This is a genomic window from Candidatus Limousia pullorum (assembly GCF_057405065.1).
The window spans coordinates 1,902,653-1,925,791 of the sequence record NZ_CM171614.1; the positions used below are offsets into that span (position 1 = coordinate 1,902,653).

Below are 23,139 nucleotides of genomic sequence, written 5' to 3' on the forward strand. Positions count from 1 at the left end.
TTTGTGTGATATAATTGACTTATGAAACGGAGTGATAGTAGTGATTAAAAAAGATAAAAAATCAATTTGTGAAATTATCAGTATTTCTGTTATGGCTGTGTTTGCTGTAATATCATTTTTTATTCTTCCGTATAATATCGCCATACAGTGGAACGGCACTCAGGCAAGCTCATACGGAAGTAAATGGTTTATCTTTTTACCTGTAGTAATTGGTTTAATGCTTATTCCGTTAATGAATTATTTTGAAAACAGATTTATGACTTTCTCAACGATTGTTCTTTTTACACTTCTTATAGTGTTGTTTACATGTCAGATTTATATGGTTGTGTTTTCTTCTTATCCTAATATTCAAATACCTATAAGTGTTCCCATAATTATAGAGGCTGTTTTAGGTGTCGTTGCGTGTGGTATTTATGCATTGAAAAAGAGAGGTTAAATTATGCAGAGAATAAGAAAAGCCGCCCTTGTGTGCTGTTCAAATCCGCTTTCGATAGATAGAAAAGACGAAATACAAAAATTAAAAAACACATTGTATACAATAGGAATAGAAACAGCGGAAAGTCCCTACATATTTTCAGATGATGTTTTGTCATTTTTAAAAACAGAAAAAAACAGGGCAGATGCACTTTTAAATTTTTATAAGGATAAAACAGTTGACGCCATATTCGATATATCAGGGGGAGATTTATCAAATACAATTTTAAATTACTTGGATTTTGATATTATAAAAAATAACCCTAAGCCATTTTTTGGTTACAGTGATCTTACAGCCCTTATAAACGCCCTGTACAGCAAAACTTCAGCAAGCTCATTCCTGTATCAGATAAGAAATATAATCAAGCACAGCGGCTCAGAAAGCCCTTTACAAAGGTTTAATGACTTTAATAAGAGTATAAGCGATGATTTTCTGAATTTTAAATACAGGTTTTTAAGGGGAGAAAGCTTTTCAGGCATTTTGATAGGCGGAAATATAAGGTGCTTTTTAAAACTGGCGGGAACGGAGTTTTTTCCTGACCTAAGCGGAAAGGTTCTCCTTTTGGAAAGCCTTGGAGGGGATGTTCCAAAAATCACTTCCATGTTTGCACAGCTTAAAAGCTTAAAATCTTTTGAAAAAGTAAACGGAGTAATACTGGGAACATTTACACAGCTTGAAAAGGAACAGGGAACAAAAGCCCTGGAGGAAATAGCATTGCATTTTATTGATGAAAAAACGCCTGTTGTCAAAACCCAAGAAATAGGTCACAGTCCCTATTCAAGGGCTGTAGAAATCGGTAAGAATATTTTTATTCCATAAAAAAACACAGCTTTGAGATTTACCCAAAGCTGTGTAATTTTTTTATTCTTTATCTGAACCGCTGTTTTTTGACTTGGTTCTTTTAATAACCTTAAGTCTTGAAAATTCCTCTCTGTCTTTTTCGTCCAGAGCGTCGGTTATAAATTTTATGGTTTCCTCAAAGCGGGGAATCATTATATTTTTAAGAGCGTTTGCACGTTTCTGAGTCTTTTTAATGGCGTCTGCAAGTCTGTAGACGCTGTTTTCGATTTCAGCAAGTAAAACTGTAAGGTTTTTAACCTCTACAAATTTTAAATGAGCTTCGTCCAAAGCGTCAGTGGTTGTGTAAAGACCGTAGTCCAGCTGAAAGTTTTCAGGCTGTGTTTCGTCGATGGTGACAATGGGAATTTCAACACCCATTACGCTTCTGTAATTTAGCTTAATGCTGTTGTCCAGGGGAACCGTCTGGCTTATTTCATCACAGAAACCCATGAGGATATTTGCCTTTTGGAGTTTTAAATAAGCCTCGGCATAGGTGTCGTCGATTTTTCCCTGAATTTCATTTGCCTTGTCAATAAGACTCATCATTTCTCTTATGAGAATGTTTCTCTTTTTATCAAGCAAATCAAAACCGATTTTTGCAAGAGCTAAGGACTTTTTGGTATTCATTAAATTTCCCTTGGTGGGAACTGCCTGCATAGCCATAATTATACCTCTTGAGAAACATAATATTTGTCCAGAAGCTCGTCGTCCACACGGTCTAGCTCTGTTCTCGGAAGTGTTGACAAAAGCTTCCAGCCTAAATCAAGGCTCTGTTCGATTGAACGGTTTTCATCACCCTGATTTACGAACTGCTCCTCGAAAAGCTTACCGAACTGGAGATACTTTTTATCGATAGGTGAAAGCTCTTCTTCACCGATAACGGAAGCCAAGGAACGTGCGTCGATAACCTTTGCATAGGAAGCGAAAAGCTGGTTTGCAAGAGGTGAGTGGTCGGCACGTGTGTAGCCCTCACCGATACCGTCCTTCATAAGTCTTGAAAGGGAAGGAAGAACGCTTACCGGAGGATAAAGACCCTGGCCCTGCAAGCTTCTGTCGAGAACTATCTGACCTTCTGTGATGTAACCTGTAAGGTCAGGAACAGGGTGTGTAATGTCGTCGTTAGGCATTGTGAGAATCGGTATCTGAGTAACAGAACCGCTGTGGCCTTTAATCATACCAGCTCTCTCGTAAAGAGAAGCAAGGTCGGAATAAAGATAACCAGGATAACCCTTTCTTCCAGGAATTTCACCCTTTGAGGAGCTGAACTCACGCAGAGCCTCGGCGTAAGAGGTCATATCTGTCATAATAACAAGGATATGCATGTCAAGCTCAAAAGCAAGATACTCAGCGATTGTAAGTGCGCATCTTGGGGTAAGAGTTCTTTCGATAATAGGGTCATTTGAAAGGTTCAAAAGCATTACAACTCTCTGCAAAACGCCGCTTTCCTCAAAGCTTCTTCTGAAGTACTCTGCAACGTCGTTTTTAACACCCATTGCTGCGAATACAACGCCGAAGTTTTTATTGTTAGCACCGCTTATCTTTGCCTGTCTAACTATCTGAACTGCAAGCTCGTTGTGTTTCATACCTGAGCCGGAGAAGATAGGAAGCTTCTGACCTCTGATAAGTGTCATAAGGGTATCAATAGTTGAGATACCTGTGTTGATGTAGTTTTTCGGATAAACTCTTGATACAGGGTTTATAGGAGTTCCGTTGATGTTGGCACGTTTAACAGGGAAAATATCGCCCAAGCCGTCGATAGGCTTACCTGCGCCGTTTAAAACTCTTCCGATTATTTCAGGGGAAAGGGGCATCTCCATAGGTCTGCCTGTAAGTCTTGCTCTTGTACCGGTAAGACCGATGGACTTTGTTCCCTCAAAAACCTGAACAACGATTCTTTCGCCGTCTATCTGAACAACTCTGCCTTGTCTTACAGTGCCGTTGTCAAGTCTGATGTCTACAATCTCTTCAAAGGATACGCCTTTGATACCGTCCATAACAAGGAGAGAACCGTTAATTTCCTTAACGCCTACATAATCTATAACCATGTTGTTTTCCTCCTTATTCAATAGAATTTAATTTCTCGTCAATCTCTTTGATGTACTCGTCAAACATATCAAGTCTGTTGTTTGGAATATCGTATTTCATCTTTGTAAGCTTGTCAAAAAGACCGAGACCGATTATCTGTGAAATCGGGATAGCCTTTGCTATGAGCTTCTGAGACTGCTTGTGGAGATGAAGAATAGTTTTCATCATAAGCTTCTGCTTTTCAAGCGGTACATATGTGTCCTCAGGGTGGAAGGAGTTCTGCTGTAAGAATCCAACTCTGATAACACGGCAGGTTTCAATTACAAGCTTTTGGTCGTCAGGGAGAACGTCAGAACCTATGAGCTTTACGATTTCCATAAGTCTGCTTTCTTCCTGGAGAAGATAAGAAATTTTGTTTCTGTATTTGATAAAATCTTTGCCCAGATTCTTTTCAAACCATGGGTCAAGGTCAGTGAAATATTCGCTGTAGCTGTCCATCCAGTTGATAGCCGGATAATGTCTTGCATATGCAAGGGACTTGTCCAATGCCCAGAAGCATCTGGTAAAACGCTTTGTGTTCTGAGTAACAGGCTCACTGAAGTCGGAACCCTGAGGAGAAACAGCGCCGATAAGTGTTACTGAACCCTCTGCACCGCAGAGAACATCGGCACGTCCTGCTCTTTCATAGAACTCTGAAAGTCTTGATGGAAGATATGCAGGGAAGCCCTCTTCGGCAGGCATTTCTTCCAAACGTCCGGAAATCTCACGGAGAGCCTCAGCCCAACGGGAGGTGGAGTCAGCCATCATTGCAACATGGTAACCCATATCTCTGTAATACTCAGCAAGGGTAACGCCTGTGTAGATTGAAGCTTCACGGGCTGCAACAGGCATGTTTGATGTGTTTGCAATAAGCACTGTTCTGTCGGTCATAGGACGATTTGACTTAGGGTCGATAAGCTCGCTGAACTCGTCGAGAACCTGGCTCATTTCGTTTCCTCTTTCACCGCATCCAACGTAGATGATGATGTCTGCGTCGCACCATTTTGCAAGCTGGTGCTGAGCCATTGTTTTACCTGTGCCGAATCCGCCAGGAAGAGCAGCTGTACCGCCCTTAGAAACAGGGAACAATGTATCCATAACTCTCTGTCCTGTGATAAGGGGAACGCTTGCAGGAAGCTTTTCCTTAACAGGTCTTGGAGTTCTGATTGGCCATTTCTGGCAGAGTGTAAGCTCGTGAACATCGCCGTTGTCATCTCTGAGCTTTGCGATTGTATCGAAAATTTTGTACTCTCCGTCAGGAGCAATCTCAACAACAGTTCCGTTTACTGTAGGAGGAACCATAAGTCTGTGTTCGATGATTGGAGTTTCAGGCAATGTGGCATAGATATCGCCGCCGTTTAACTTATCTCCAAGTCTTACTTTGAGGGTTACATTCCATTTTTTGTTTGGGTCAAGAGAGGATACGGAAGAACCTCTTTTGATAAAGGAACCGGACTCCTTTTCGATTTCCTTCAAAGGACGTTCGATACCGTCAAAAATGTTGTCGATAATACCAGGTCCTAAAAGCACGTTCATAGGAGCGCCTGTGCCCACAACCGGGTCGCCGGGCTTAAGACCTGTAGTTTCCTCGTAAACCTGTACGGTGGTAAAATCGTCCTTAATTCCGATAATTTCACCAACGAGCTTTTCTTCACCGACGTAAACCATTTCCATCATGGAAAAACAGGTGGCGTTCTTAACAGTAACAACAGGACCGTTAATTCCGTAGATTACGTTATTCTCCATATTACAGCACCACCTTCAAGTTAGAATTTTCTGTGAACCATTCTCTTTGGTTCATAAGGGCAGTGTCCATTGTGTCATCGGCAATAGCTTTTGCATTGTCACAGCGGCATTTAAGACCGCCTATTTCAATGGTTCTGTCCTCTTTGACCTCAGCCTTTCCGGAGAACTTTCCGGCTGCCTGGTCGTAATACTTTTTATCATTTGGTGACATGTAAAGCACAACAGGGCTGTCCTTAAACATCTCAGCCATTTTTTCTGCGCTCTTTAAAAGAGCCTTGCCGTACTCTTCGGTTTTGGCATATTCTTTAAGCTTTAAAGCGGCGTTTGTGAAAATTTCTTCGGTCATCTGCTGGCGCATACTGTAAATGTGCTTGCGGCTGTCCTGTTCACGTTTAGCAAGTTCGCTGGTCATGTTGAGCTTTTCACGGGCAACCTGTGCCTGGATAAGCTCAAATGCTTCCTTAAGGCTTTCGTCCTCAACCTGCTTTAACTCTTCCGCTTTTCTTTTTTCTATATCGTTTTTAATTTCTTCCTTTTGCTTCTCCGCATACTTGTGTATTGCGTTCAGGAAGTTATTAGTAATCATGGCGTCATTCATTGCAATACCTCTTTGTAATAAAAGTGTTTAACTGCCGATTATACTGCCGCAGTCCGCAGATTATAGTTTAACACCGATGGCATCCTGAACATACTTTGTAATACTGTCTTTGGTTCTTCCGTTTCCGTGACGGTCTGGAATTTCAACGATAAGGGGCTGACGTCTGTTAAGCTTCAAATCGTAAATCAAATCCGGACATAAAGAAACAAGACGTTCCGTCATAAGGATTACTGCGATTTCCGGGTTGTCCATAGCTTTCATAAGCTCGTCCTTAACCTCGCTGTCACTGTGAATAACCACGCCGTCAATACCGGCAAGGCGAAGTCCCATTTTAGTATCTACATTGTCACTAATCAAGAAAAACTTCATAATTATCCCAACTTTGAAAGAATCATAATAGAAATAAGCATACCGTAAAGTGCGCATCCTTCACCGAGAGCAACGAAGATGATTGACTTACCGAAGTTCTTGGAATCTTCACTTGTTGCGCCGATAGCAGCAGGAGCAGCGCCGCCAACAGCGATACCGCCGCCGATGCAGGAAAGACCTGTTGCAATACCTGCGCCGATAAGACCCATACCGAAGTCGCCGCCGGAAACTGCGCCTGTAGTTGCTACTTCAGCTGCGCCTGCAACTGTAGGGAACAAAAGGCAAACTGCAAAAACTGCAACGAAAGAAGCTATCTGAGTGTAAACTGTTTTCTTTGGGCTTTTTCCTTTTTCAAAAGCCTTAACGCAGAGAAATACTGAAAGAATAAGAAAAGCAACAGGAATTGCCAACATTACAAAATCAAAAGCTGTCATGGTAAAAACCTCCGAATATTTTATAATTAAAATTATTATAGTATTTTATCTTTCCGCCTTTTTAAGTTTAAGGGGAGTATATGCTCTGCCTTCTCCGATATAGAAGCGGCTGAACATTTCGTAGTATTCCAAACGAAGAACCTGAATTGCAACCAAAAGTGCCTCAAGTCCCAAAACAATTATGTTACCGATGATTACTGTGATAACATAACCTGTTCCGCCAATCATTTCAGCAAGCACGAATACAACCTGCATCATACCGGCGTGAACCAAAACGAATGCGCCTACACGCAAAAAGCTCATTGTGTTGGTTACATAGCTTAGAAGAACCTCAAACATTTCAAATATGTTGTCAACTATGAAACCGCCCCATTTTTCAGGCTTCCAGTTTTTGTCGCCCTCAACAAGCTTTGAAAGAGGCTCTCTGAGGAAAACAAGAATAAGTGGAAGAACAATAAGCAAAACAACGTATACAGGAGTCATTATCGGGATTCCCAGGAACATCTGGCATACAAGTCCTGCAACTGCGGAACCGTAGAACACAAGTCCTGCAAGTCCGTTAATTCCGAAAATCGCTTCGCCTATAGCTTTTCGTTTTACAGAAGAGTAGATGTTCAGGCACATTGCGATAATGAGCAGGAACATTCCTATTCCTACAGCGCTGTATATAATGTAGTTTGTGGTTGATGAAGCCATAACCTCGATAGGCTTTTCTTCAAAACCAAACAGCGCTCTGTACATCGGGTCTAAAACATGTTCAAATCCGAATACGCTTCCGAATACAGCACCGAAAATAGTTGAGGAAACGGCGCAGGGTATCAAAAGCTTTCCGATAGGCATGTGACGCTTTTTCCACATAAAGATTGCGGCAAGCAGCAAAATAATGCCGTGACCCACATCGCCGAACATTATACCGAATAAAACCGTGTAGGTTATAGCGATAAATGTGGTAGGGTCAATTTCGTTGTAATTTGGCAGACCGTACATTTCTGTGTAGTACTCAAATGGTCTTGAGAAGAAGCAGTTTTTCAGTTTAACAGGAGGCTGGCTTTTCAGCATATTTTTTCCTTCGTCTGTTGTAACCTCAACGCTTTCCAAAGCCTCAAGCTGTTTTTGGAGCATGTCTGCCTTGTCGTTTGGAACCCAGCCGGTGATAATAAAGCTTTGATTGTATCTCATAGCTTTAAGTTTTATTGTACAGTAGAGATTTTCCTGTTCCAGATGGGTGTAAATTTTGTTAAGAGTAGTTCTGTTAAATCTTTTAAATTCTTCTATTTTAAGATTGGAATTCTCGAGTTCTTTTTCAAGCTCTGCAAGTCTTTTCTGTTGTTCTTTATAGAAATCCTCAGGAAGTCCTTTAAACTCACCCAAAGCATTGTGTTCAAAATAAAGACCGGAAAAGATTCTGTCAACTTCGTCGCTTTCCTCAATAGGAGCTACATAAACGCCCCAGCAATAGGCGTCGTCAGAAGTGCAGGGGAAGAAAGCAACATAGGGGTTATCCTCGTAATTTACAAGCTTTTTATAGCTGTCAAGCGGGAGTCGTCCGAAATTTACCTTGATGTATTCACAGGCAGCGATTTTTTCAAACTCCAAATCCAGTCCTAAAAAGTGGCTTGTCTGTTCGATGGTGCTTTTACAGTCGGAAATATCCTCTTTGATTTTGTCACGCTGAGCAATGATTGAAGAAAGACTGTCCACAACCTCTGCCGACTGCTTGAGCAGCTCAGCTTTTTTGATGTGTTCTTCGTCAATAAAATCAAGCTCAGGTTCAAAACCGATTTCATCAAAAAGATTTTTCAGCTTTTCAAGGGGAGCGGAAAAATTATTCTTGATGGAAACAGGAACAAACTTATCCGTTTCGGAATAAAATTTGCTGACTTCTTCCGGCTGAAAAATTTCGGATTTTCCGCAAATTTCCGCTGCTTTATCAAAATCCTTGAGGAGCCCGATAATTCCGATGGATTTAATCTGGGCAACAGCCAAAATAATCACCTCTCATATTTTACTTCTTTATTTACATCAATCTATCAATGAATTATCATCTCTTCGATAACCTCCGGAGCTACAGAGTATCTCACGGATTCGACAATGGTGATAATATTTGATACCTCTATGCCGACAATATACATATAGGCAATCATTACAACACCTGGGTTTTGGGAGAAATAAATTTTATTTCTGCACAGTTTGTATCTTGCCTCCATGGGTATTCTCGACATATCGTGATTGTTGTTTTTCATGACATTTCTGAATTGGTGCATATCTCCAAGAAGATTGAAAAACTCCGACATGTCACAGCTGCAAAGAGCTTCTCTTTGTTCTTTTGTAACAGTGCCGTAGGGAAGGAGATAAGATTCAATGGCGCTTCCCTTCATTTTATAGGACTTTTTAAGTCTGTAGATTTTACCGATATTGGAAAAATCAATTATCATGTCAAAAAGCTTTTTTATCTCGTTTCGTTCGGACTTGGGGTTATGCTTTCCAATTGCAGTGTAAAGCTGGTCGTACATATAACGATACAGGCTGTTTTCAATAGCGGCAAGGTTTAAGGTTTTGCCGTCTTTCGGAGCAAATTCTTTCAGCACGCCGTAATAAGGCGTATGAGAGATTGTTTCCAAGAAAGCGCTGTAGTCCTTACAGGCTGCCAGCTGTGAAAGCTTGATGTCTGTGTAGTTGTCAAAGTAACTTGGGAGAGAGAAGATATACTCACGGCTTTTTCCGGTGTTTAAGAGAATGAGATATTGGATAAGCTGATTTATTTCATATCTCATTACAATAAACTTTGAAAAACCGTTTCCCGACCGTGACTCGTATCTGCACAGCTCGTCAAAATCGTAAAACAATTTTTGCTTTAACAAAAGCTCAACCTGACCTCTGTGGATATTGTGTTCATTCAACTGAGAAAGAACATCGTTGTAGTAGGTGTTGCTCTTAAGATAATTCGCAACTTCTGCAACTGTTTTGCAGTGAATCAGGTTATTATAATCCTCCGATGTAAGTCGTCTGCCGTATTTGGCTCTGGCTTTCGCCGGAATTGCACCGGAAGAATCTATTATTGTCATTTATTGTGCACCTCCTTCTTGTTGTTTAAAAAATACAACTTTCATGAAGTAAGCTTTGCCCTTTTGACAATCTCATCAATCCATTTATCCTTGTTCTGGATATATTGACTTTTAAGATTTTTTTCAATTTCTTGATGAATAAGCTTAGTTTCCTGCCATGATTTGTCAAGAGCAGCTCTTTCAGCCTCGGTAGTTTTGGCGGCTCTGGTCTTAGCTCTCTCGATAAATTCATCGTGAACTTTTTGTTTTGTTTCGGCAATAGACTTTTCAGATTCAAGCTTTTCTTTTTCAGCCTGCTCTTTCAATCGCCTTGCTTCTTCATCCATTTCGACTATTTTTCTGATGATGTCCTGCATAACTTCACCTCCATTTTTATTTCTAACACTATATTATAAAACTACATCGGGAGAATTTCAAGTTGTTCTTAGGTATGATCCGATACACATAACCTAATTTTGTAAAAATGGTATAATTTTTTTTATAAAAAAACCGAACAAACGTTAAAAACGCCTGTTCGGTTAGTGGTTAGTTTTTCAAAGACTGAAGTGGAGCAGGGATTCTGCCGCCTTTGTTTACAAATTCAGCAGGAGAACCGGCTCTCAATGGCATTACAGGACCCATACCCAAAAGTCCGCCGAAGTTAAGCTCTTCGCCGCCCTTTTTGCCGATAGCCGGGATAAGTCTTACTGCTGTTGTTTTTGAGTTTACCATGCCTATTGCAGCCTCATCGGCAATAATAGCAGAGATAACCTCAGGTGTTGTATCACCAGGTACAACTATCATGTCAAGACCAACAGAGCATACTGCGGTCATTGCCTCAAGCTTTGTAATATCCAAAGCTCCGCATCTTGCGGCTGAAATCATTCCGGCGTCCTCTGTTACAGGGATAAATGCGCCGCTGAGTCCGCCTACATGTGATGAAGCCATAACGCCGCCTTTTTTAACAGCGTCGTTGAGAATTGCAAGGGCAGCTGTTGTTCCGTGGCATCCGCAAACCTCAAGACCCATTTCCTCAAGAATATGGGCAACACTGTCGCCTACAGCAGGTGTAGGAGCCAAGGAAAGGTCAACAATGCCGAAAGGCACGCAAAGACGCTTTGAAGCTTCCTGAGCAACAAGCTGACCCATTCTTGTGATTTTAAAAGCTGTTTTCTTAATCATTTCTGCAATTTCAGAAATATCCTTGCCTTTTCCTTCCTTTGCAAGGACAGCTCTCACAACGCCAGGGCCTGATACACCTACGTTGATAACACAGTCAGCCTCTCCAACGCCGTGGAATGCGCCTGCCATAAATGGGTTGTCCTCAGGTGCGTTGCAGAATACTACAAGCTTTGCAGCGCCGATGCAGTCCTTGTCAGCTGTAAGCTCGGCAGATTTCTTTACTGCATAGCCCATTTTCTTAACTGCGTCCATGTTGATTCCGGCTTTAGTGGAACCTACGTTTACAGAGGAGCAAACTCTCTCGGTGGTAGCTAAAGCCTCAGGAATACTCTCGATAAGAGCATAGTCGCCGGCTGCAAAACCCTTGTGAACAAGAGCGGAATAACCTCCTATGAAGTTTATACCCAAAGTCTGAGCAGCTCTGTCAAGGGCGTAAGCAAACTTAACAACTCTTCTGCTCTGACATGGAGCGGCAATCATGCCGATAGGTGTAACAGAAATTCTCTTGTTGATTATCGGGATACCATATTCGTTGCTGATATCCTCACCGGTTTTAACCAAGTCCTGGGCGTAGCGGCAGATTTTGTCGTAAACCTTGTCACAGGCCTTGTCAATATTTTCGTCAATACAGTCCAAAAGTGAAATTCCCATTGTGATTGTACGCACATCGAGATTTTCGTTGTCAATCATATTTATAGTATCAAGAATGTCTTTGGTTTCAAGCATAAAAATCCCTCGTTAATAGTTTTTTTATATTTTGTGCATACTGTTAAATATGTCTTCATGCATAACATGAACTTTCATACCCATGGAATTTCCTGCTTTTTCAAGCTCTTTCTGAACCTCAGACAGCATAATTTTTGAGCTGTCGATTTCAATGAGCATTATCATAGCAAAAACATCCTGCAAAACACTCTGAGTAACTTCAAGAATGTTGGCATGAACGTTAGCGCAGGCGCTGGATACTTTGCTGAGAATTCCGATTTCGTCTTTTCCGATTACGGTTACAATAGCTTTCATCATGTTCCTCCTGTGACCTTAGCAGCGATTACATCTGCGTTTTTTAAAAATTAACGCTTTTATTATACTATATTATATGGCGCATTGTAAAGGTTAAACCGCCATAAATTGTTGCATAAAGGTCTTTATCGTTGAAAAAACACAACTTATTGTGTTAAATCCTTAAAAAAGAATATGATTTCAATAAAAATAATATATTGAATAAAGCTTTTCCTTGTGTTAAAATAACCGAAAAAGGAGGTTTTTATATGATAATATGCGATAGTCACGTACATTCAAAGTATTCATTTGACGGCGAGTGTTCCGTAAGGGAGCTTTGCAAAAGTGCTGAGGAAAAAGGTATAACCTCCGTCACAATAACAGACCACTGTGAGGTGGAATGTCTGCATACAGACAATACCGAATACGGCGATATGATGAAAAATATCCCTCTGTCTTTTGAAGCAAGCAAGCAGGCGTCACAGGAGTTTAAGGGGAAAATAAAGGTGTACACCGGTGTTGAGATGGGACAGCCCCTTTCAAATCCGGCGCTCAGGGACGAAATCCTCGGTAAATCTCATACAGATTTTATATTGGCTTCCCTTCACAGCCTTAAGGGAATGGAGGATTTTTATTATCTAAAGTATACCCCGGAAAATATAAAAGATTATCTTGAAAAATATTTTTTACAGCTTATGGATATTTCCTGTTGGGATGGCTTTGACAGTCTTTCGCACCTTACATATCCTGTGAGATATATGTATGCACAGATGGGCGAAATGCCGGACCTGACTCCATACAGTGAAAAGATAGACGAGATATTTTTGAATTTGATTAAAAATAAAAAAGCTTTGGAAATAAATGTGGGCGGATGCCGTTCTGCGGTAAAAGCTCCTCAGCCTGATTTTGAGCTTGTAAACAGATACAAAGCTTTGGGCGGCAAGTATCTCACCTTCGGAAGCGATGCTCACAAGGTTGATGCATTGGGAGCATATATGGAAAAGGCAAGAGAGATTGCCCTTAAAGCCGGATTTGACTGTTATTACGTCTATAAAAACCATGAACCGATTCCGGTTGAGCTTTAAAACATAAAAAATAAAAGTACCGGTTTTGATAATCCGGTACTTTTACATTTAAGTGTTATAAAAGCATTATATAAGGTATAGTGTTTATCAGGAACAAAACAATAAGCAAAGTGAAAGCGATAGGGGTGTTTACGCCGCCCATTGTCTGCAATTTTGCATTTGAATCGTCAGCAGAACTGCTTTCCTTTTTAATTTTGCTGATATTCTTCATACAGTGCTTGTAATAAAGCTTGTTAGCGTTAAATCCCACAATAATGTTTATAATAAAGTTTATAATAGACAGAATCATAGGCGCTAAGAAAATCATCATCTGGTCAAATGGGAGCTGGAATACGCTCTGTGTATAATAAATTATATTTGACTGAGTTGATGAAGAAAGAATACCCAGCTGACCTAATACATTTATATATGCGTCAGAATAGCTGATAATGGTGGAAGCCAAAATAAGCAAAAGATTTATGGAGCAAATAACAGCGCCTATTTTGTACATCTTTCTGTAAAGAAGATAACCGCCTGAGAACAGGAAAGCTGCAAAACTAAATCTTGACCTTCCCATTGCCTTTATGTTTTTAAATACATTTAAAAAATAGAAGCTGTTTGTTTTAACATACTTTGCGGTTTCGCCTACGGTTACTCCTTCGTCAATAACCTCATCTGGGTTCATACCGCCCAGCGGGTCAAAAGGAGTTGCTCCCATAGGAGGCATACCGAAAGGCGGCATACCGCCAAATCCGCCCGGCTGCTGTCCGCCGTATGGATTGTTACCGTATGGGTTATTGCTGTAAGGGTTGTTCTGTTCACCGGAAACTTTCTGTGCATTTTCGCTTAAAGGCTCGCCGCAGTTTCCGCAGAAGAAAGTACCCTTGGGATTATGTTTACCGCACTTTTTGCATATGATAAATTCGCCGTTTGAATTATTTTTTTCACCGTTTACTGAATTATCGAAAGAAAACCCTTCGGCGTGTTTATCTTCGTTAAAGCAGTGACCGAGGTTTTCATAACATTCCCTGTGATGAGGAGTTCCGCATATAGGACAAACGACAACATCGTCATCGGCATGAAAATTTTTGCCGCAAACAGGACATTTTTCACCTATATAATCCATTGAATCACCTTTCTTTACCTGGTAGTTTAATTGTTATTAGGTATTATATCAAAAATCAATTAAAAAAACAATGTTTTTCACATTCTTTTAAGATAGTTTAATGCTTTACATTTTAAGGAAAGTAGGATATAATAAAATGTAATCGTTTTTTAATTTATTGAATAATGAGGTATCAGAATGCTGCAATTTGAAGAATTAAAACTTGAACTTGAGGGCTTGAAGCCCGAGATAGACGACTTGGCAGATGCTTTGGGTCTTAAATCAATTATGTCAGAGATTGAACAGCTTGAGCACAGAGCTGCAGAGCCGGGTTTTTGGGACGACATGGAAAAATCCCAGAAAATACTCCAAAGAACAAGCAATCTCAAAACAAAAGTAGAAGAATTTGAAAAGCTTAAAGCTTCCTATGATGATACAATGACACTTATCGAGCTGGGAAATGAGGAAGAGGACCTTTCCCTTTTGGATGAAGCTAAAGCCGAGCTTGAAGAGGTAAAGAAGAATCTTGAAAAGCAGCGTCTTAAAACACTGCTTACCGGAGAATATGATAAAAATAATGCAATTCTTACTTTCCACGCCGGTTCAGGCGGAACAGAGGCTCAGGACTGGGCTCAGATGCTTTACAGAATGTATACACGCTGGGCAGCGGCACATGATTTCAAGGTTAAGGAAATCGACTACCTTGACGGCGACGAAGCCGGACTTAAAAGTGCTGTTTTGCTTATAGAGGGCGAGAACGCTTACGGCTATCTTAAAAGCGAAGCAGGCGTTCACAGACTGGTTCGTGTATCTCCTTTTGACAGCGCAGGCAGACGTCATACAAGCTTTTCATCCCTTGAGGTTATGCCGGAAATCGACGACGATATCAAAATAGATATTGCTCCTGAGGATATCAAGATGGACGTTTACCGTGCAAGCGGCGCCGGCGGCCAGAAGGTTAACAAGACCTCCTCAGCGGTAAGACTTACACATATTCCAACAGGTATAGTAGTTGCCAGCCAGGTTGAGAGAAGCCAGTACCAGAACCGAGACGTGGCTATGAAAATGCTTATGTCAAAGCTTATGGAAATTAAAGAGAGAGAACACCTTGAGAAAATCGAGGATATCAAGGGTGTTCAGAAAGAAATCACCTGGGGCAGCCAGATACGAAGCTATGTATTTATGCCATACACATTGGTTAAAGACCATAGAACAGGCTTTGAAACCGGAAATATCAACGCTGTTATGGACGGCGATATAGACGGATTTATCAATGCTTATCTTAAAGCCGCAAGTCAGGGCGAACTTGAAAAAAATTGATTTTACCAGAGGTAATATAAAATGAAATATCTTGTAATGCTTTGCGACGGAATGGCAGACGAGCCGTTTCCGTCACTTGACAATAAAACTCCTATGGAGCTTGCAAAAAAGGATTGCATGGACTATCTTGCATCAAAGGGCGAAGTAGGCATAGTAAAGACAGTTGCAGAAGGATTAAAGCCGGGCAGTGATGTTGCAAACCTTTCTGTTTTAGGTTATGAGCCTGCAAAATACTACAGCGGCCGTTCCCCTCTTGAGGCTGCAAGTATCGGAATTGACTTAAAGCCCGATGACGTAACCTTGAGATGTAACCTTGTAACTCTTTCCGACGAGCCTAATTATGAGGACAAAACAATGGTTGACTACTGCTCCGACGATATATCATCAGCAGAAGCAAAAATCCTCATTGAATATATTCAGGAAAAGCTTGGAAACGATGAGTTCAAATTCTACCCGGGCGTTTCCTATAGACATTGCCTTGTGTGGAGCAAGGGCGACCCACAGCCGGGAACCTTGACACCTCCTCACGATATCACAGACAGAAAAATCACAGAATATATTCCAACAGGCAGAAGTGTAGATAAGCTTTATGACCTTATGGTAAAAAGCTATGATTTGCTTAAAGACCATCCTGTAAACCTTGATAGAATTAAAAGGGGAAAGCGCCCGGCAAATTCAATTTGGCTTTGGGGCGAGGGAACAAAACCTGCCCTTGACAGCTTTAAATCAAAGTTTGGCAAGAACGGAAGCATGATTTCAGCAGTTGACCTTCTCAAAGGTATTGCAATCTGCGCAGGCATGAGAAGCGTTGATGTTGAGGGAGCCACAGGTTACATAGATACAAACTTTGAGGGCAAAAAGGACGCAGCTATTGAGGAGTTTAAGAACGGTCAGGATTTTGTATATATCCACGTTGAAGCTCCGGACGAGTGCGGACACAGGGGAGAAGCTGAGAATAAGATAAAAGCTATTGAGCTTATTGACAGCCTGATTTTAAGTCCGGTAGTTGATTACCTTAAAAACAGCGGCGAGGATTTTGCAGTGCTTGTATGTCCTGACCATCCAACACCATTGTCAATAAAGACACATTCTTCAAATCCTGTTCCTTATCTCATTTACTCAAGTAAAGATGAAAAGGACAGCGGAGTTAAAACATTTACAGAAGCCAATGCGAGAGCCACAGGCAACTATATCGAAAAAGGCTTCACAATGATGGAGTATTTCCTTAAACATTGATTTTAAAACATTAAAACTTATCCGGCAGTTTTGCTATAAAAAAGCAGGACTGCCGGATTTTAATTATGTTTTCACGTGTAATATTCTCTAAAAGCCATAAAAATAAAAACGCAACTGTCAGTTGACAAAAAAATAGAGGTAGTTGGTTGTATGCAACCGTTGAATCCTGTATAATTCAATCAGTTAAAAAACAATTTTCTTAACGGGGGATGAAAGACTATGACACTGGCAGAAAAAATAGCCGCCTTGAGAAAACAACAGGGATGGTCGCAGGAAACTTTTGCTGAAAAAATGGATGTCACAAGACAGGCGGTTTCAAAATGGGAAAGCGCACAGTCTGTTCCGGATATTGATAAACTTATAAAGATATCAAATCTTTTCGGCGTCACGACAGACTATCTGTTAAAAGAAGAAAACAATGAAACTTTTAATGAGCCTACAGAAACAGAGGATTATATAGTTCAGGTTCAAAAACCCGAACGAAAGGATATAAGACAGGTAACACTTGAAGAGGCAAAAGGCTTCATTGAGATTAAGAAAAAGACAGCCGACTGGATAGCTTTTGCGGTTTATCTCTGTATTCTTTCGCCAATATGCCTATTGATAATGGGAGGTTTATCGGAAGAAGGAAAGTTTTCGGAGAATTTTGCAGGAGGTATCGGTGTTATAGTTTTGCTGTTGATTGCAGGTATTGCCTGTACAATTTTCATTTACGCCGGAACAAAAACCTCTGATTACCTTTACCTGCAAAAAGATGTTTTTGAAACTTCCGAAGAGCTGCGCCAATGGGTAAGAAACGAGAGAAGCGGTTTTAAAAGCTATTACAGTAAAAACAATATAATAGGAACCTGTATATGTATTTTCTCTGTAATACCGTTGTTTATCGGAATTATGATTGATGATGAAAATCAGGTGCTTATTCTTTCCATGCTGGCATTGCTTATGGCTTTGGCAGGTATAGGGGTTATCTTGTTTGTGCGTGTGGGTATAGTATGGGAAAGCTATAAAAAGCTTTTGCAGGAAGAGGACTACACCGTAATAAAAAAGGAAAGTGTTAAAAAGAGCGAAATAGTCTCAACTGTGTATTGGCTGTTTGTTGTTGCGGCATATCTTGGTTATAGTTTTGTAACTAATAACTGGAGACAAAGCTGGATAATTTTTGTGGTTGCCGGAGTAATTTTTCCGGTGGTCAATATCATAGTTTTGTATGTAACAAAAAAGAGTAAAAAATAAAACCTATTTTACGGACAGGGGTAATTTTGCCGCTGTTTTTTTGTAAAAAAGTCTTGCTTATGACGCAGCGTAATGAGTTATAATAAGCGCAGAAAATAATTTATTTGGAGTGAGCTCTATGGAAAAATACAGGGCAATACCTGAAGGTTATATGACAGTGGGAGAAGCTGCAAAGAAAATGGGTGTGTCCGTGCGCACATTGCAGTATTATGATAAGGAAGGAATAGTTTCACCCTCAGCACAAAGTGAAGGCGGAAGAAGGATTTATACTGAAAAAGACCTTATAAAAATTCATCAGATATTATCTCTGAAATCCTTGGGATTTTCCCTTGATGATATAAAAAAGCGGCTGTTTCCTTTGGATACGCCCGATGAGGTGATAAATGCCCTTACAAGTCAGGCTGAGGATATAAAAAACAGGATAAAAGTATTGTCGGAATCCTTAAGAGAAATTGAACTTCTCAAAGAAGAAGTTATTCAAATGAACAAAGTTGATTTCAAAAAATATGCGGATATAATTGTAAATCTTCAAATGAATAACCAATACTATTGGCTCATAAAGCATTTTGACGATGATATGATGGAGCATATCAGAAAAAATTTCGACCAGAAAAGCGGTAAATGCTTTATGGATGATTTTAATAAGATTAACGATGAGATAATAAAGCTTATAGATGGGGGAGTAAATCCTGAAAGCAAAGAAGCTCTGGATGCTGCAAAAAGATTTTGGGAGATGGTTTCTAAATTTACAGGCGGAAATATGGATATGCTTCCGAAGCTTATGTCAGTAGGAAAAATTGACGGCAGTGAGGAGTTTATAGAAAGACAGAAAAGAGTAAACGAATTTATAGGAAAGTCTTTGGAAATATATTTTTTAAACTCCGGGATAAATCCTTTTGAGGGGTGCGGGAATGAATAGCATTGTTGAAGTTATGGACTTAACAAAGAGTTACGGGAAAAAAGATGTTTTAAATGGTATAAGTTTTACAGTGGAAAAAGGAGAAATCTTTGCACTGCTGGGAATAAACGGAGCCGGAAAAACCACAGCTTTGGAGTGTATAGAGGGCCTTAGAAAATATGACAGCGGTAAAATAAGTGTTATGGGCAAAAAAGGAATACAGCTTCAGTCATCCTCCTTGCCGTCCTTTATTAAGCCTTTTGAAGCATTAAATCTGTTTTCACAGTGGAACAAAACAGATATAGACAGAGAAATGGTAAAGTCACTGGGCGTTGATGAATTTTATAAAACTCCGTATTATAAATTGTCAACAGGACAGAAAAGACGTCTGCACTTGGCGTTAAGTCTTGTGGGAAATCCCGACGTTATTTTTCTCGATGAACCCACATCCGGACTTGATGTTGAGGGGAGAGCCGCTCTCCATGATGAAATACGAAAACTGAGTGATAAAGGAAAAACCATAGTTTTAGCCAGCCACGATATGGCAGAAGTTGAAACGCTGAGCAGCAGAATAGGAATTTTAAGTAAAGGGAAAATGTCATTTTTAGGGACAGTATCTGAACTTTCGGACAAGATGGGAAAGCTCTACACTGTGCGGATAAGAACAGAAAATGGAGAAGAAACATACCGATGTGAAGATATCAGAAAGACAATGTATGAAATCCTAAGAAAATGTGAAATTAAAAATTCTGAAATAAGGGATATAAAAGTAGAGAGAGGAACTTTGGAAGAGCACCTTATAAATATTTCAAGGGGGAATCAACCGTGAACGGAATTTTGTATGGTATAGGATTGCAGTTAAAACTTGATATAAGAAGCAAAACTATGCTTATAACCTGTTATATGGTTCCTTTGCTGTTTTATTTGCTTATGGGAGGAATTTTTACATCGCTGATGCCACAAATGAGGGAAAGTATTGTACAGTCAATGACAGTGATGGGGATTTCCATGGGAGCGTTTATAGGGCTTCCTCAGTCGGTGACGGAAGTGTATGGCGGCGATATGAAAAAAGTGTATCAGGCAAACGGAGCGCCTGTATATTTTGGTTTGGTTTCAATGGCGGTATCCTCGTTTATACACCTGTATGCTATGAGTTTGATTATCTATATATCATCGCCCTTTATATTTGAAAGCTTTGTTCCAGATAAACCGAATTTGTATTTTCTATCTTTGGCGATTTTTCTTGCGGTGTCTGTCACGGTAGGTTGTGTGCTTGGTCTGCTTGTAAAAAATCAAAGTAAGCTTACAATGATTTCCCAGATAATTTTTCTGCCGTCAATAATGCTGTCGGGAATAATGTTCTCGTCAGATTTATTGCCATATGCTTTGAAAATCATAGGCAAGTTTTTTCCTGCCTCATGGGGTTATAATCTTATGCTGAACAGCGGCTTTTCCATTAAAAATCTGATACCGCTTTTAATTATCTTCCTGCTTGCGGCAATAGCTATATCGATTATGCTTAAACTTAAAAAGAGAGATATATAAAAAATCCGATAACCTTTGATAAAAAATCAGGTTATCGGATTTTCTTATATTATTTGGGTTTTGTGATTGTATAGGGTTTTGTAGCCGAAATATAAGGAGCCGAAGCTTGCGGCTGTAACAACTGTGCAGATGGCAATCATTATTGCTATCTGATAAAGTATAGCTGTAGTTGGCAAAGTTCCTGATAATATCTGACCGGTCATCATTCCCGGAAGAGAAACAATTCCCATACCTATCATAGAGTTTATTGTGGGAAGCATAGCTGTTTCAAGGGACTGCTTTACAAAAGGAAAAAGAATTTTTTCAGGCTTTGCGCCAAAGCACAGTAAAGCGTTGATTTTTGCTTTTTGTCCCTCTAAGCTTTCACGGAAAGTTTTTACGCCAAGAGAAACGCCGGTCATCGTGTTTCCTATTATCATGCCGGAAATAGGTATCACGTATTGGGGATTGAATATATTTTCTCCCACAACTGCGCAGATAAAGAACACAAGAACAAACAGGCCGGAAAAGGTCATTGACGCACCTATTACGATTTTAAATTTTCTGTTTAATCCCTTGTTTGTGGAAATAACTCTGTGTATTGAAAAGGAAAGCATTATTATAAGATAAGCCACAACAAAGAGGGGATGGGGATGTTCAAAGATATACGTAAGGATAAATCCCGACAATACCAGCTGAACAGTCATCTTTACACTTGCCATAATCAAAAGCTTTGTCTGATTTATCCTGCATTTTTTCATTATAATTATGACGAGTATTAAAAGCAGATATATAAGGGCGAACTGCCAGATTTGAAGTTCCACAATGTCTTTCACTTTTATTCCCCCAATCTTATTATGCTGTCGCCGTATTTTTCCGCAAGCTCCAAGTTGTGACAAACACACACAACAGTTATGCTGTGTTCACGGCAGTACTTTTTAAGACTTGTAAATAATTCGTTGGAGGTCTTTTCATCAAGAGCGGCGGTTGGCTCATCAAGCAGCAAAACTTTCGGCATACAGGAAATAAATATTGAAAGAAAAACTCTCTGACGTTCTCCGCCGGAAAGCAGACTGCAATCTGCTGTAAGTGGAAAATCTGCACAGCAAACTTTCAGAGCTTCAGCTATTTCCACATTGGAAAGAGGTTCTTTTTCCCTCATGCCGTAATAGAAATCGAAATTATCACGAATATTTCCCTCAGTGAGAAATACCTGCTGAGGTGCCAGCATTACCTGACATCTGTATTCAATGGGGGAAAGCTCTGTTAAATCTTTACCGCAGAAATAAATTTTCCCTTCTGAGGGCAAAGCAGTGAAATTAAGCATTTTTAAATATGAGCTTTTTCCGCATCCGCTTTTACCTGTTATAAAAGTAAAAGAATTTTCCTCAATACTTATTTTCGGGTATTTTATAAAATTTTCAAAGGTCAAACCCTTTTCAGAATAAAATATATCCATAGTTGTCCTTTCACATTATAAAACACCACCTGAAAAAATTAACAGGTGGTGAATCAAAAAACTTATTTAAAATCAGGCAGTATTTCCTGAATTCTTTTCAAAAGACCTACTCTCGGAGTACCGTCATCGTAGTACTGAGGGAAGTCGTAACCCGGGTAGTCGTTGCCCTCGATGATTGCAGGGCCGTTTTCTGTTATGCATACGTCCCAGCCCACATACTTAATCTCAGGTACAACCAAAGCGGCTTTAAATACCATTTCCTTAATCTCCTTGAGATATGGGAGCTTGTAGCCCTTAAAAGGAATACCGGTATATGGATGAACGTCGTATTTTTCCATTGAGGACATGTGACCCTGACCGCAGATTTCGCCTTTTTCCATGTCGAATTTTGCAGCAAGACCGCCGCTTTCAAGGTTATCAACCACATTTCCGTTGTTGCCTGTCTTAAATACAGCATAAACAAGGTGCGGAACATTGTCCTTTACAAGGGTAACAATTCTCAGACAGTTAAGTGACGGGGGATAAATTCTTGCAGCGTCCGGATGCTGAACAATAACCTCTTCAATAACGCCGAAGTTTTTCTCCTTGTTTGTAACGTACTTATAAAGTTCTTCAACAGATTTAAAGTCAGCTACATGGAGTTTTTCAATGCCTTTACCGCTTTCGCCTATGTATGGTTTTGCAAAAAAGCTCTCCTTGTCATCAACAAACTTTTTAAATCTTTCAAAGTCGATTTTAGCAATGTCCAAAACCTCTCTGCCCAAAAAATCCTTAAACTTCTCATCGAAAACATTTTTCTGGTCGAAGATATAGGAGTAGTTCTGGTCGTTAAGGCTCATAATAAGATTTTTATTTTTTACACGTGTCATATATGTTTTTCTTTCAGCGCCGTTCATGTTGTAGTATTCTGAAAGAAGATAGTCATAGTAGCCTGCGCCGTATCTTATGGAGCAGTTGACCATGTCAAAGAAAATTGAAACCTTGTTTTTGCCGCTTTTTTCCTTGACCTTGTCGATGACCTTAGACATTCTTGAAAAGCTTGCGCCTTTAAGTATTCTCAAAACATATGATGCTGCCAATATTCTCAATCCCTTTGAATTTTATTTTACACTTGTACTATTCTACATTTAAAGTATAGTTAAGTCAAGGGATTTTCATATATAACTTAAATTCATTTTAAGGTTCGTTTTTGTAACAATTATCAAAAGAAACCTACAAAAATCAAAATATACCGCCGTTGTATTTATACTGGGCGTAAACAATTATTCCTAAACCCAATATAAGTCCGGGGAGTATGGCGGAAGAAGCTCCGGCAGTACCAAAGCCCAGATATAAAAATGCGCCTATTGTTATAAATGCCCCGATAACTCCCGTTCCGAAACCCATAATTCTTGTGTAGGCTTTCTTATCCTTGTCCTTAACATTCTTATAATGGTAAGAGTGAATAAGCTGAATTTTGCCTTTGAATCCGATAAAATAACCCAGCAGAATTATTAAAATCCCTATTATAAACATTGTTATGAAGTACGACAAAGATAACACCCCTTTT

At 39.9% G+C, this 23,139-nt stretch carries 25 protein-coding genes; 9 read left to right on the forward strand and 16 right to left on the reverse strand.

Features of this window, described 5'->3' with window-relative positions; translation table 11 throughout:
- Nucleotides 1–40: 40 nt before the first annotated feature.
- Nucleotides 41–436, forward strand: a complete 396-nt coding sequence (locus CGICJO_RS08670) for an SdpI family protein (protein ID WP_486498586.1) — start codon at nt 41–43, stop codon at nt 434–436.
- A 3-nt stretch (nt 437–439) separates the two neighbouring features.
- Nucleotides 440–1,294: an LD-carboxypeptidase gene (locus tag CGICJO_RS08675; RefSeq protein ID WP_486498587.1), complete on the forward strand. Its 855-nt coding sequence runs from the start codon at nt 440–442 to the stop codon at nt 1,292–1,294.
- A 42-nt stretch (nt 1,295–1,336) separates the two neighbouring features.
- Here CGICJO_RS08675 and CGICJO_RS08680 read toward each other — a convergent pair whose 3' ends face one another.
- The 11 genes from CGICJO_RS08680 to CGICJO_RS08730 form a co-directional block, all read right to left on the reverse strand.
- Entirely contained in the window at nt 1,337–1,978 is a 642-nt protein-coding gene (locus CGICJO_RS08680) for a V-type ATP synthase subunit D (RefSeq protein WP_486498588.1), read from the reverse strand.
- Between the two features lie 2 nt (nt 1,979–1,980).
- Entirely contained in the window at nt 1,981–3,360 is a 1,380-nt protein-coding gene (locus CGICJO_RS08685; RefSeq protein WP_087375804.1) for a V-type ATP synthase subunit B, read from the reverse strand.
- A 13-nt stretch (nt 3,361–3,373) separates the two neighbouring features.
- Nucleotides 3,374–5,125 (reverse strand): V-type ATP synthase subunit A, encoded by a 1,752-nt coding sequence (locus CGICJO_RS08690; protein ID WP_486498589.1) that lies wholly within the window; start codon nt 5,123–5,125, stop codon nt 3,374–3,376.
- Between the two features lies 1 nt (nt 5,126).
- Nucleotides 5,127–5,723 carry a V-type ATP synthase subunit E gene (locus CGICJO_RS08695; RefSeq protein WP_486498590.1) on the reverse strand — a complete coding sequence of 199 codons (597 nt, stop codon included), beginning with the start codon at nt 5,721–5,723 and terminating at the stop codon, nt 5,127–5,129.
- 60 nt (nt 5,724–5,783) lie between these two features.
- Nucleotides 5,784–6,092 carry a V-type ATP synthase subunit F gene (locus CGICJO_RS08700; protein ID WP_087375807.1) on the reverse strand — a complete coding sequence of 103 codons (309 nt, stop codon included), beginning with the start codon at nt 6,090–6,092 and terminating at the stop codon, nt 5,784–5,786.
- 2 nt (nt 6,093–6,094) lie between these two features.
- Nucleotides 6,095–6,526: an ATP synthase subunit C gene (locus CGICJO_RS08705; protein WP_087375808.1), complete on the reverse strand. Its 432-nt coding sequence runs from the start codon at nt 6,524–6,526 to the stop codon at nt 6,095–6,097.
- A gap of 45 nt (nt 6,527–6,571) precedes the next feature.
- A complete protein-coding gene (locus tag CGICJO_RS08710; protein ID WP_158096163.1) occupies nt 6,572–8,512 on the reverse strand; it encodes a V-type ATP synthase subunit I in 1,941 nt (646 codons plus the stop codon).
- A gap of 44 nt (nt 8,513–8,556) precedes the next feature.
- Entirely contained in the window at nt 8,557–9,591 is a 1,035-nt protein-coding gene (locus CGICJO_RS08715; RefSeq protein WP_087375810.1) for a V0D/AC39 family V-type ATPase subunit, read from the reverse strand.
- A gap of 41 nt (nt 9,592–9,632) precedes the next feature.
- Complete coding sequence (locus tag CGICJO_RS08720; protein ID WP_087375811.1) at nt 9,633–9,947, reverse strand: hypothetical protein; 315 nt, start codon at nt 9,945–9,947, stop codon at nt 9,633–9,635.
- A 169-nt stretch (nt 9,948–10,116) separates the two neighbouring features.
- Entirely contained in the window at nt 10,117–11,478 is a 1,362-nt protein-coding gene (locus tag CGICJO_RS08725) for a PFL family protein (protein WP_486498591.1), read from the reverse strand.
- 24 nt (nt 11,479–11,502) lie between these two features.
- Nucleotides 11,503–11,772, reverse strand: coding sequence for an ACT domain-containing protein (locus CGICJO_RS08730; protein WP_087375813.1), 270 nt, complete (start codon nt 11,770–11,772; stop codon nt 11,503–11,505).
- Nucleotides 11,773–12,020: 248 nt separating this feature from the next.
- Between CGICJO_RS08730 and CGICJO_RS08735 the strand changes: the two genes are divergently transcribed.
- Nucleotides 12,021–12,836 (forward strand): histidinol-phosphatase HisJ family protein, encoded by an 816-nt coding sequence (locus CGICJO_RS08735; protein ID WP_486498592.1) that lies wholly within the window; start codon nt 12,021–12,023, stop codon nt 12,834–12,836.
- Nucleotides 12,837–12,891: 55 nt separating this feature from the next.
- Here the strand turns inward: CGICJO_RS08735 and CGICJO_RS08740 are convergent, their stop codons facing one another.
- Nucleotides 12,892–13,941 carry an RING finger protein gene (locus CGICJO_RS08740; RefSeq protein ID WP_486498593.1) on the reverse strand — a complete coding sequence of 350 codons (1,050 nt, stop codon included), beginning with the start codon at nt 13,939–13,941 and terminating at the stop codon, nt 12,892–12,894.
- Nucleotides 13,942–14,118: 177 nt separating this feature from the next.
- Here CGICJO_RS08740 and prfB point away from each other — a divergent pair, with 177 nt between their 5' ends.
- The 6 genes from prfB to CGICJO_RS08770 all read left to right on the forward strand — a co-directional run bounded on the left by prfB (nt 14,119) and on the right by CGICJO_RS08770 (nt 20,152).
- A complete protein-coding gene (gene prfB, locus CGICJO_RS08745) occupies nt 14,119–15,240 on the forward strand; it encodes a peptide chain release factor 2 (protein ID WP_087375816.1) in 1,122 nt (373 codons plus the stop codon).
- 21 nt (nt 15,241–15,261) lie between these two features.
- Entirely contained in the window at nt 15,262–16,476 is a 1,215-nt protein-coding gene (locus CGICJO_RS08750) for a cofactor-independent phosphoglycerate mutase (protein ID WP_486498594.1), read from the forward strand.
- Nucleotides 16,477–16,695: 219 nt separating this feature from the next.
- Nucleotides 16,696–17,709: a helix-turn-helix domain-containing protein gene (locus CGICJO_RS08755; protein WP_486498595.1), complete on the forward strand. Its 1,014-nt coding sequence runs from the start codon at nt 16,696–16,698 to the stop codon at nt 17,707–17,709.
- Nucleotides 17,710–17,827: 118 nt separating this feature from the next.
- Nucleotides 17,828–18,628, forward strand: coding sequence for a MerR family transcriptional regulator (locus CGICJO_RS08760; protein ID WP_486498596.1), 801 nt, complete (start codon nt 17,828–17,830; stop codon nt 18,626–18,628).
- Nucleotides 18,621–19,436, forward strand: a complete 816-nt coding sequence (locus tag CGICJO_RS08765; RefSeq protein ID WP_486498597.1) for an ABC transporter ATP-binding protein — start codon at nt 18,621–18,623, stop codon at nt 19,434–19,436. The genes CGICJO_RS08760 and CGICJO_RS08765 overlap by 8 nt, the downstream gene beginning before the upstream one ends.
- The gene (locus CGICJO_RS08770) at nt 19,433–20,152 is read left to right on the forward strand and encodes an ABC transporter permease (protein WP_486498598.1); all 720 of its coding nucleotides are present in this window, start codon (nt 19,433–19,435) and stop codon (nt 20,150–20,152) included. Before CGICJO_RS08765 ends, CGICJO_RS08770 begins: the two co-directional genes overlap by 4 nt.
- A gap of 44 nt (nt 20,153–20,196) precedes the next feature.
- Here CGICJO_RS08770 and CGICJO_RS08775 read toward each other — a convergent pair whose 3' ends face one another.
- The 4 genes from CGICJO_RS08775 to CGICJO_RS08790 form a co-directional block, all read right to left on the reverse strand.
- Nucleotides 20,197–20,967: an ABC transporter permease gene (locus tag CGICJO_RS08775; RefSeq protein ID WP_486498599.1), complete on the reverse strand. Its 771-nt coding sequence runs from the start codon at nt 20,965–20,967 to the stop codon at nt 20,197–20,199.
- 2 nt (nt 20,968–20,969) lie between these two features.
- Nucleotides 20,970–21,590, reverse strand: a complete 621-nt coding sequence (locus tag CGICJO_RS08780) for an ABC transporter ATP-binding protein (protein WP_486498600.1) — start codon at nt 21,588–21,590, stop codon at nt 20,970–20,972.
- Nucleotides 21,591–21,652: 62 nt separating this feature from the next.
- Complete coding sequence (locus CGICJO_RS08785; protein ID WP_486498601.1) at nt 21,653–22,669, reverse strand: sugar-transfer associated ATP-grasp domain-containing protein; 1,017 nt, start codon at nt 22,667–22,669, stop codon at nt 21,653–21,655.
- Nucleotides 22,670–22,811: 142 nt separating this feature from the next.
- Nucleotides 22,812–23,123, reverse strand: a complete 312-nt coding sequence (locus CGICJO_RS08790) for a DUF3784 domain-containing protein (RefSeq protein WP_486498602.1) — start codon at nt 23,121–23,123, stop codon at nt 22,812–22,814.
- Between the last annotated feature and the right edge of the window lie 16 nt (nt 23,124–23,139).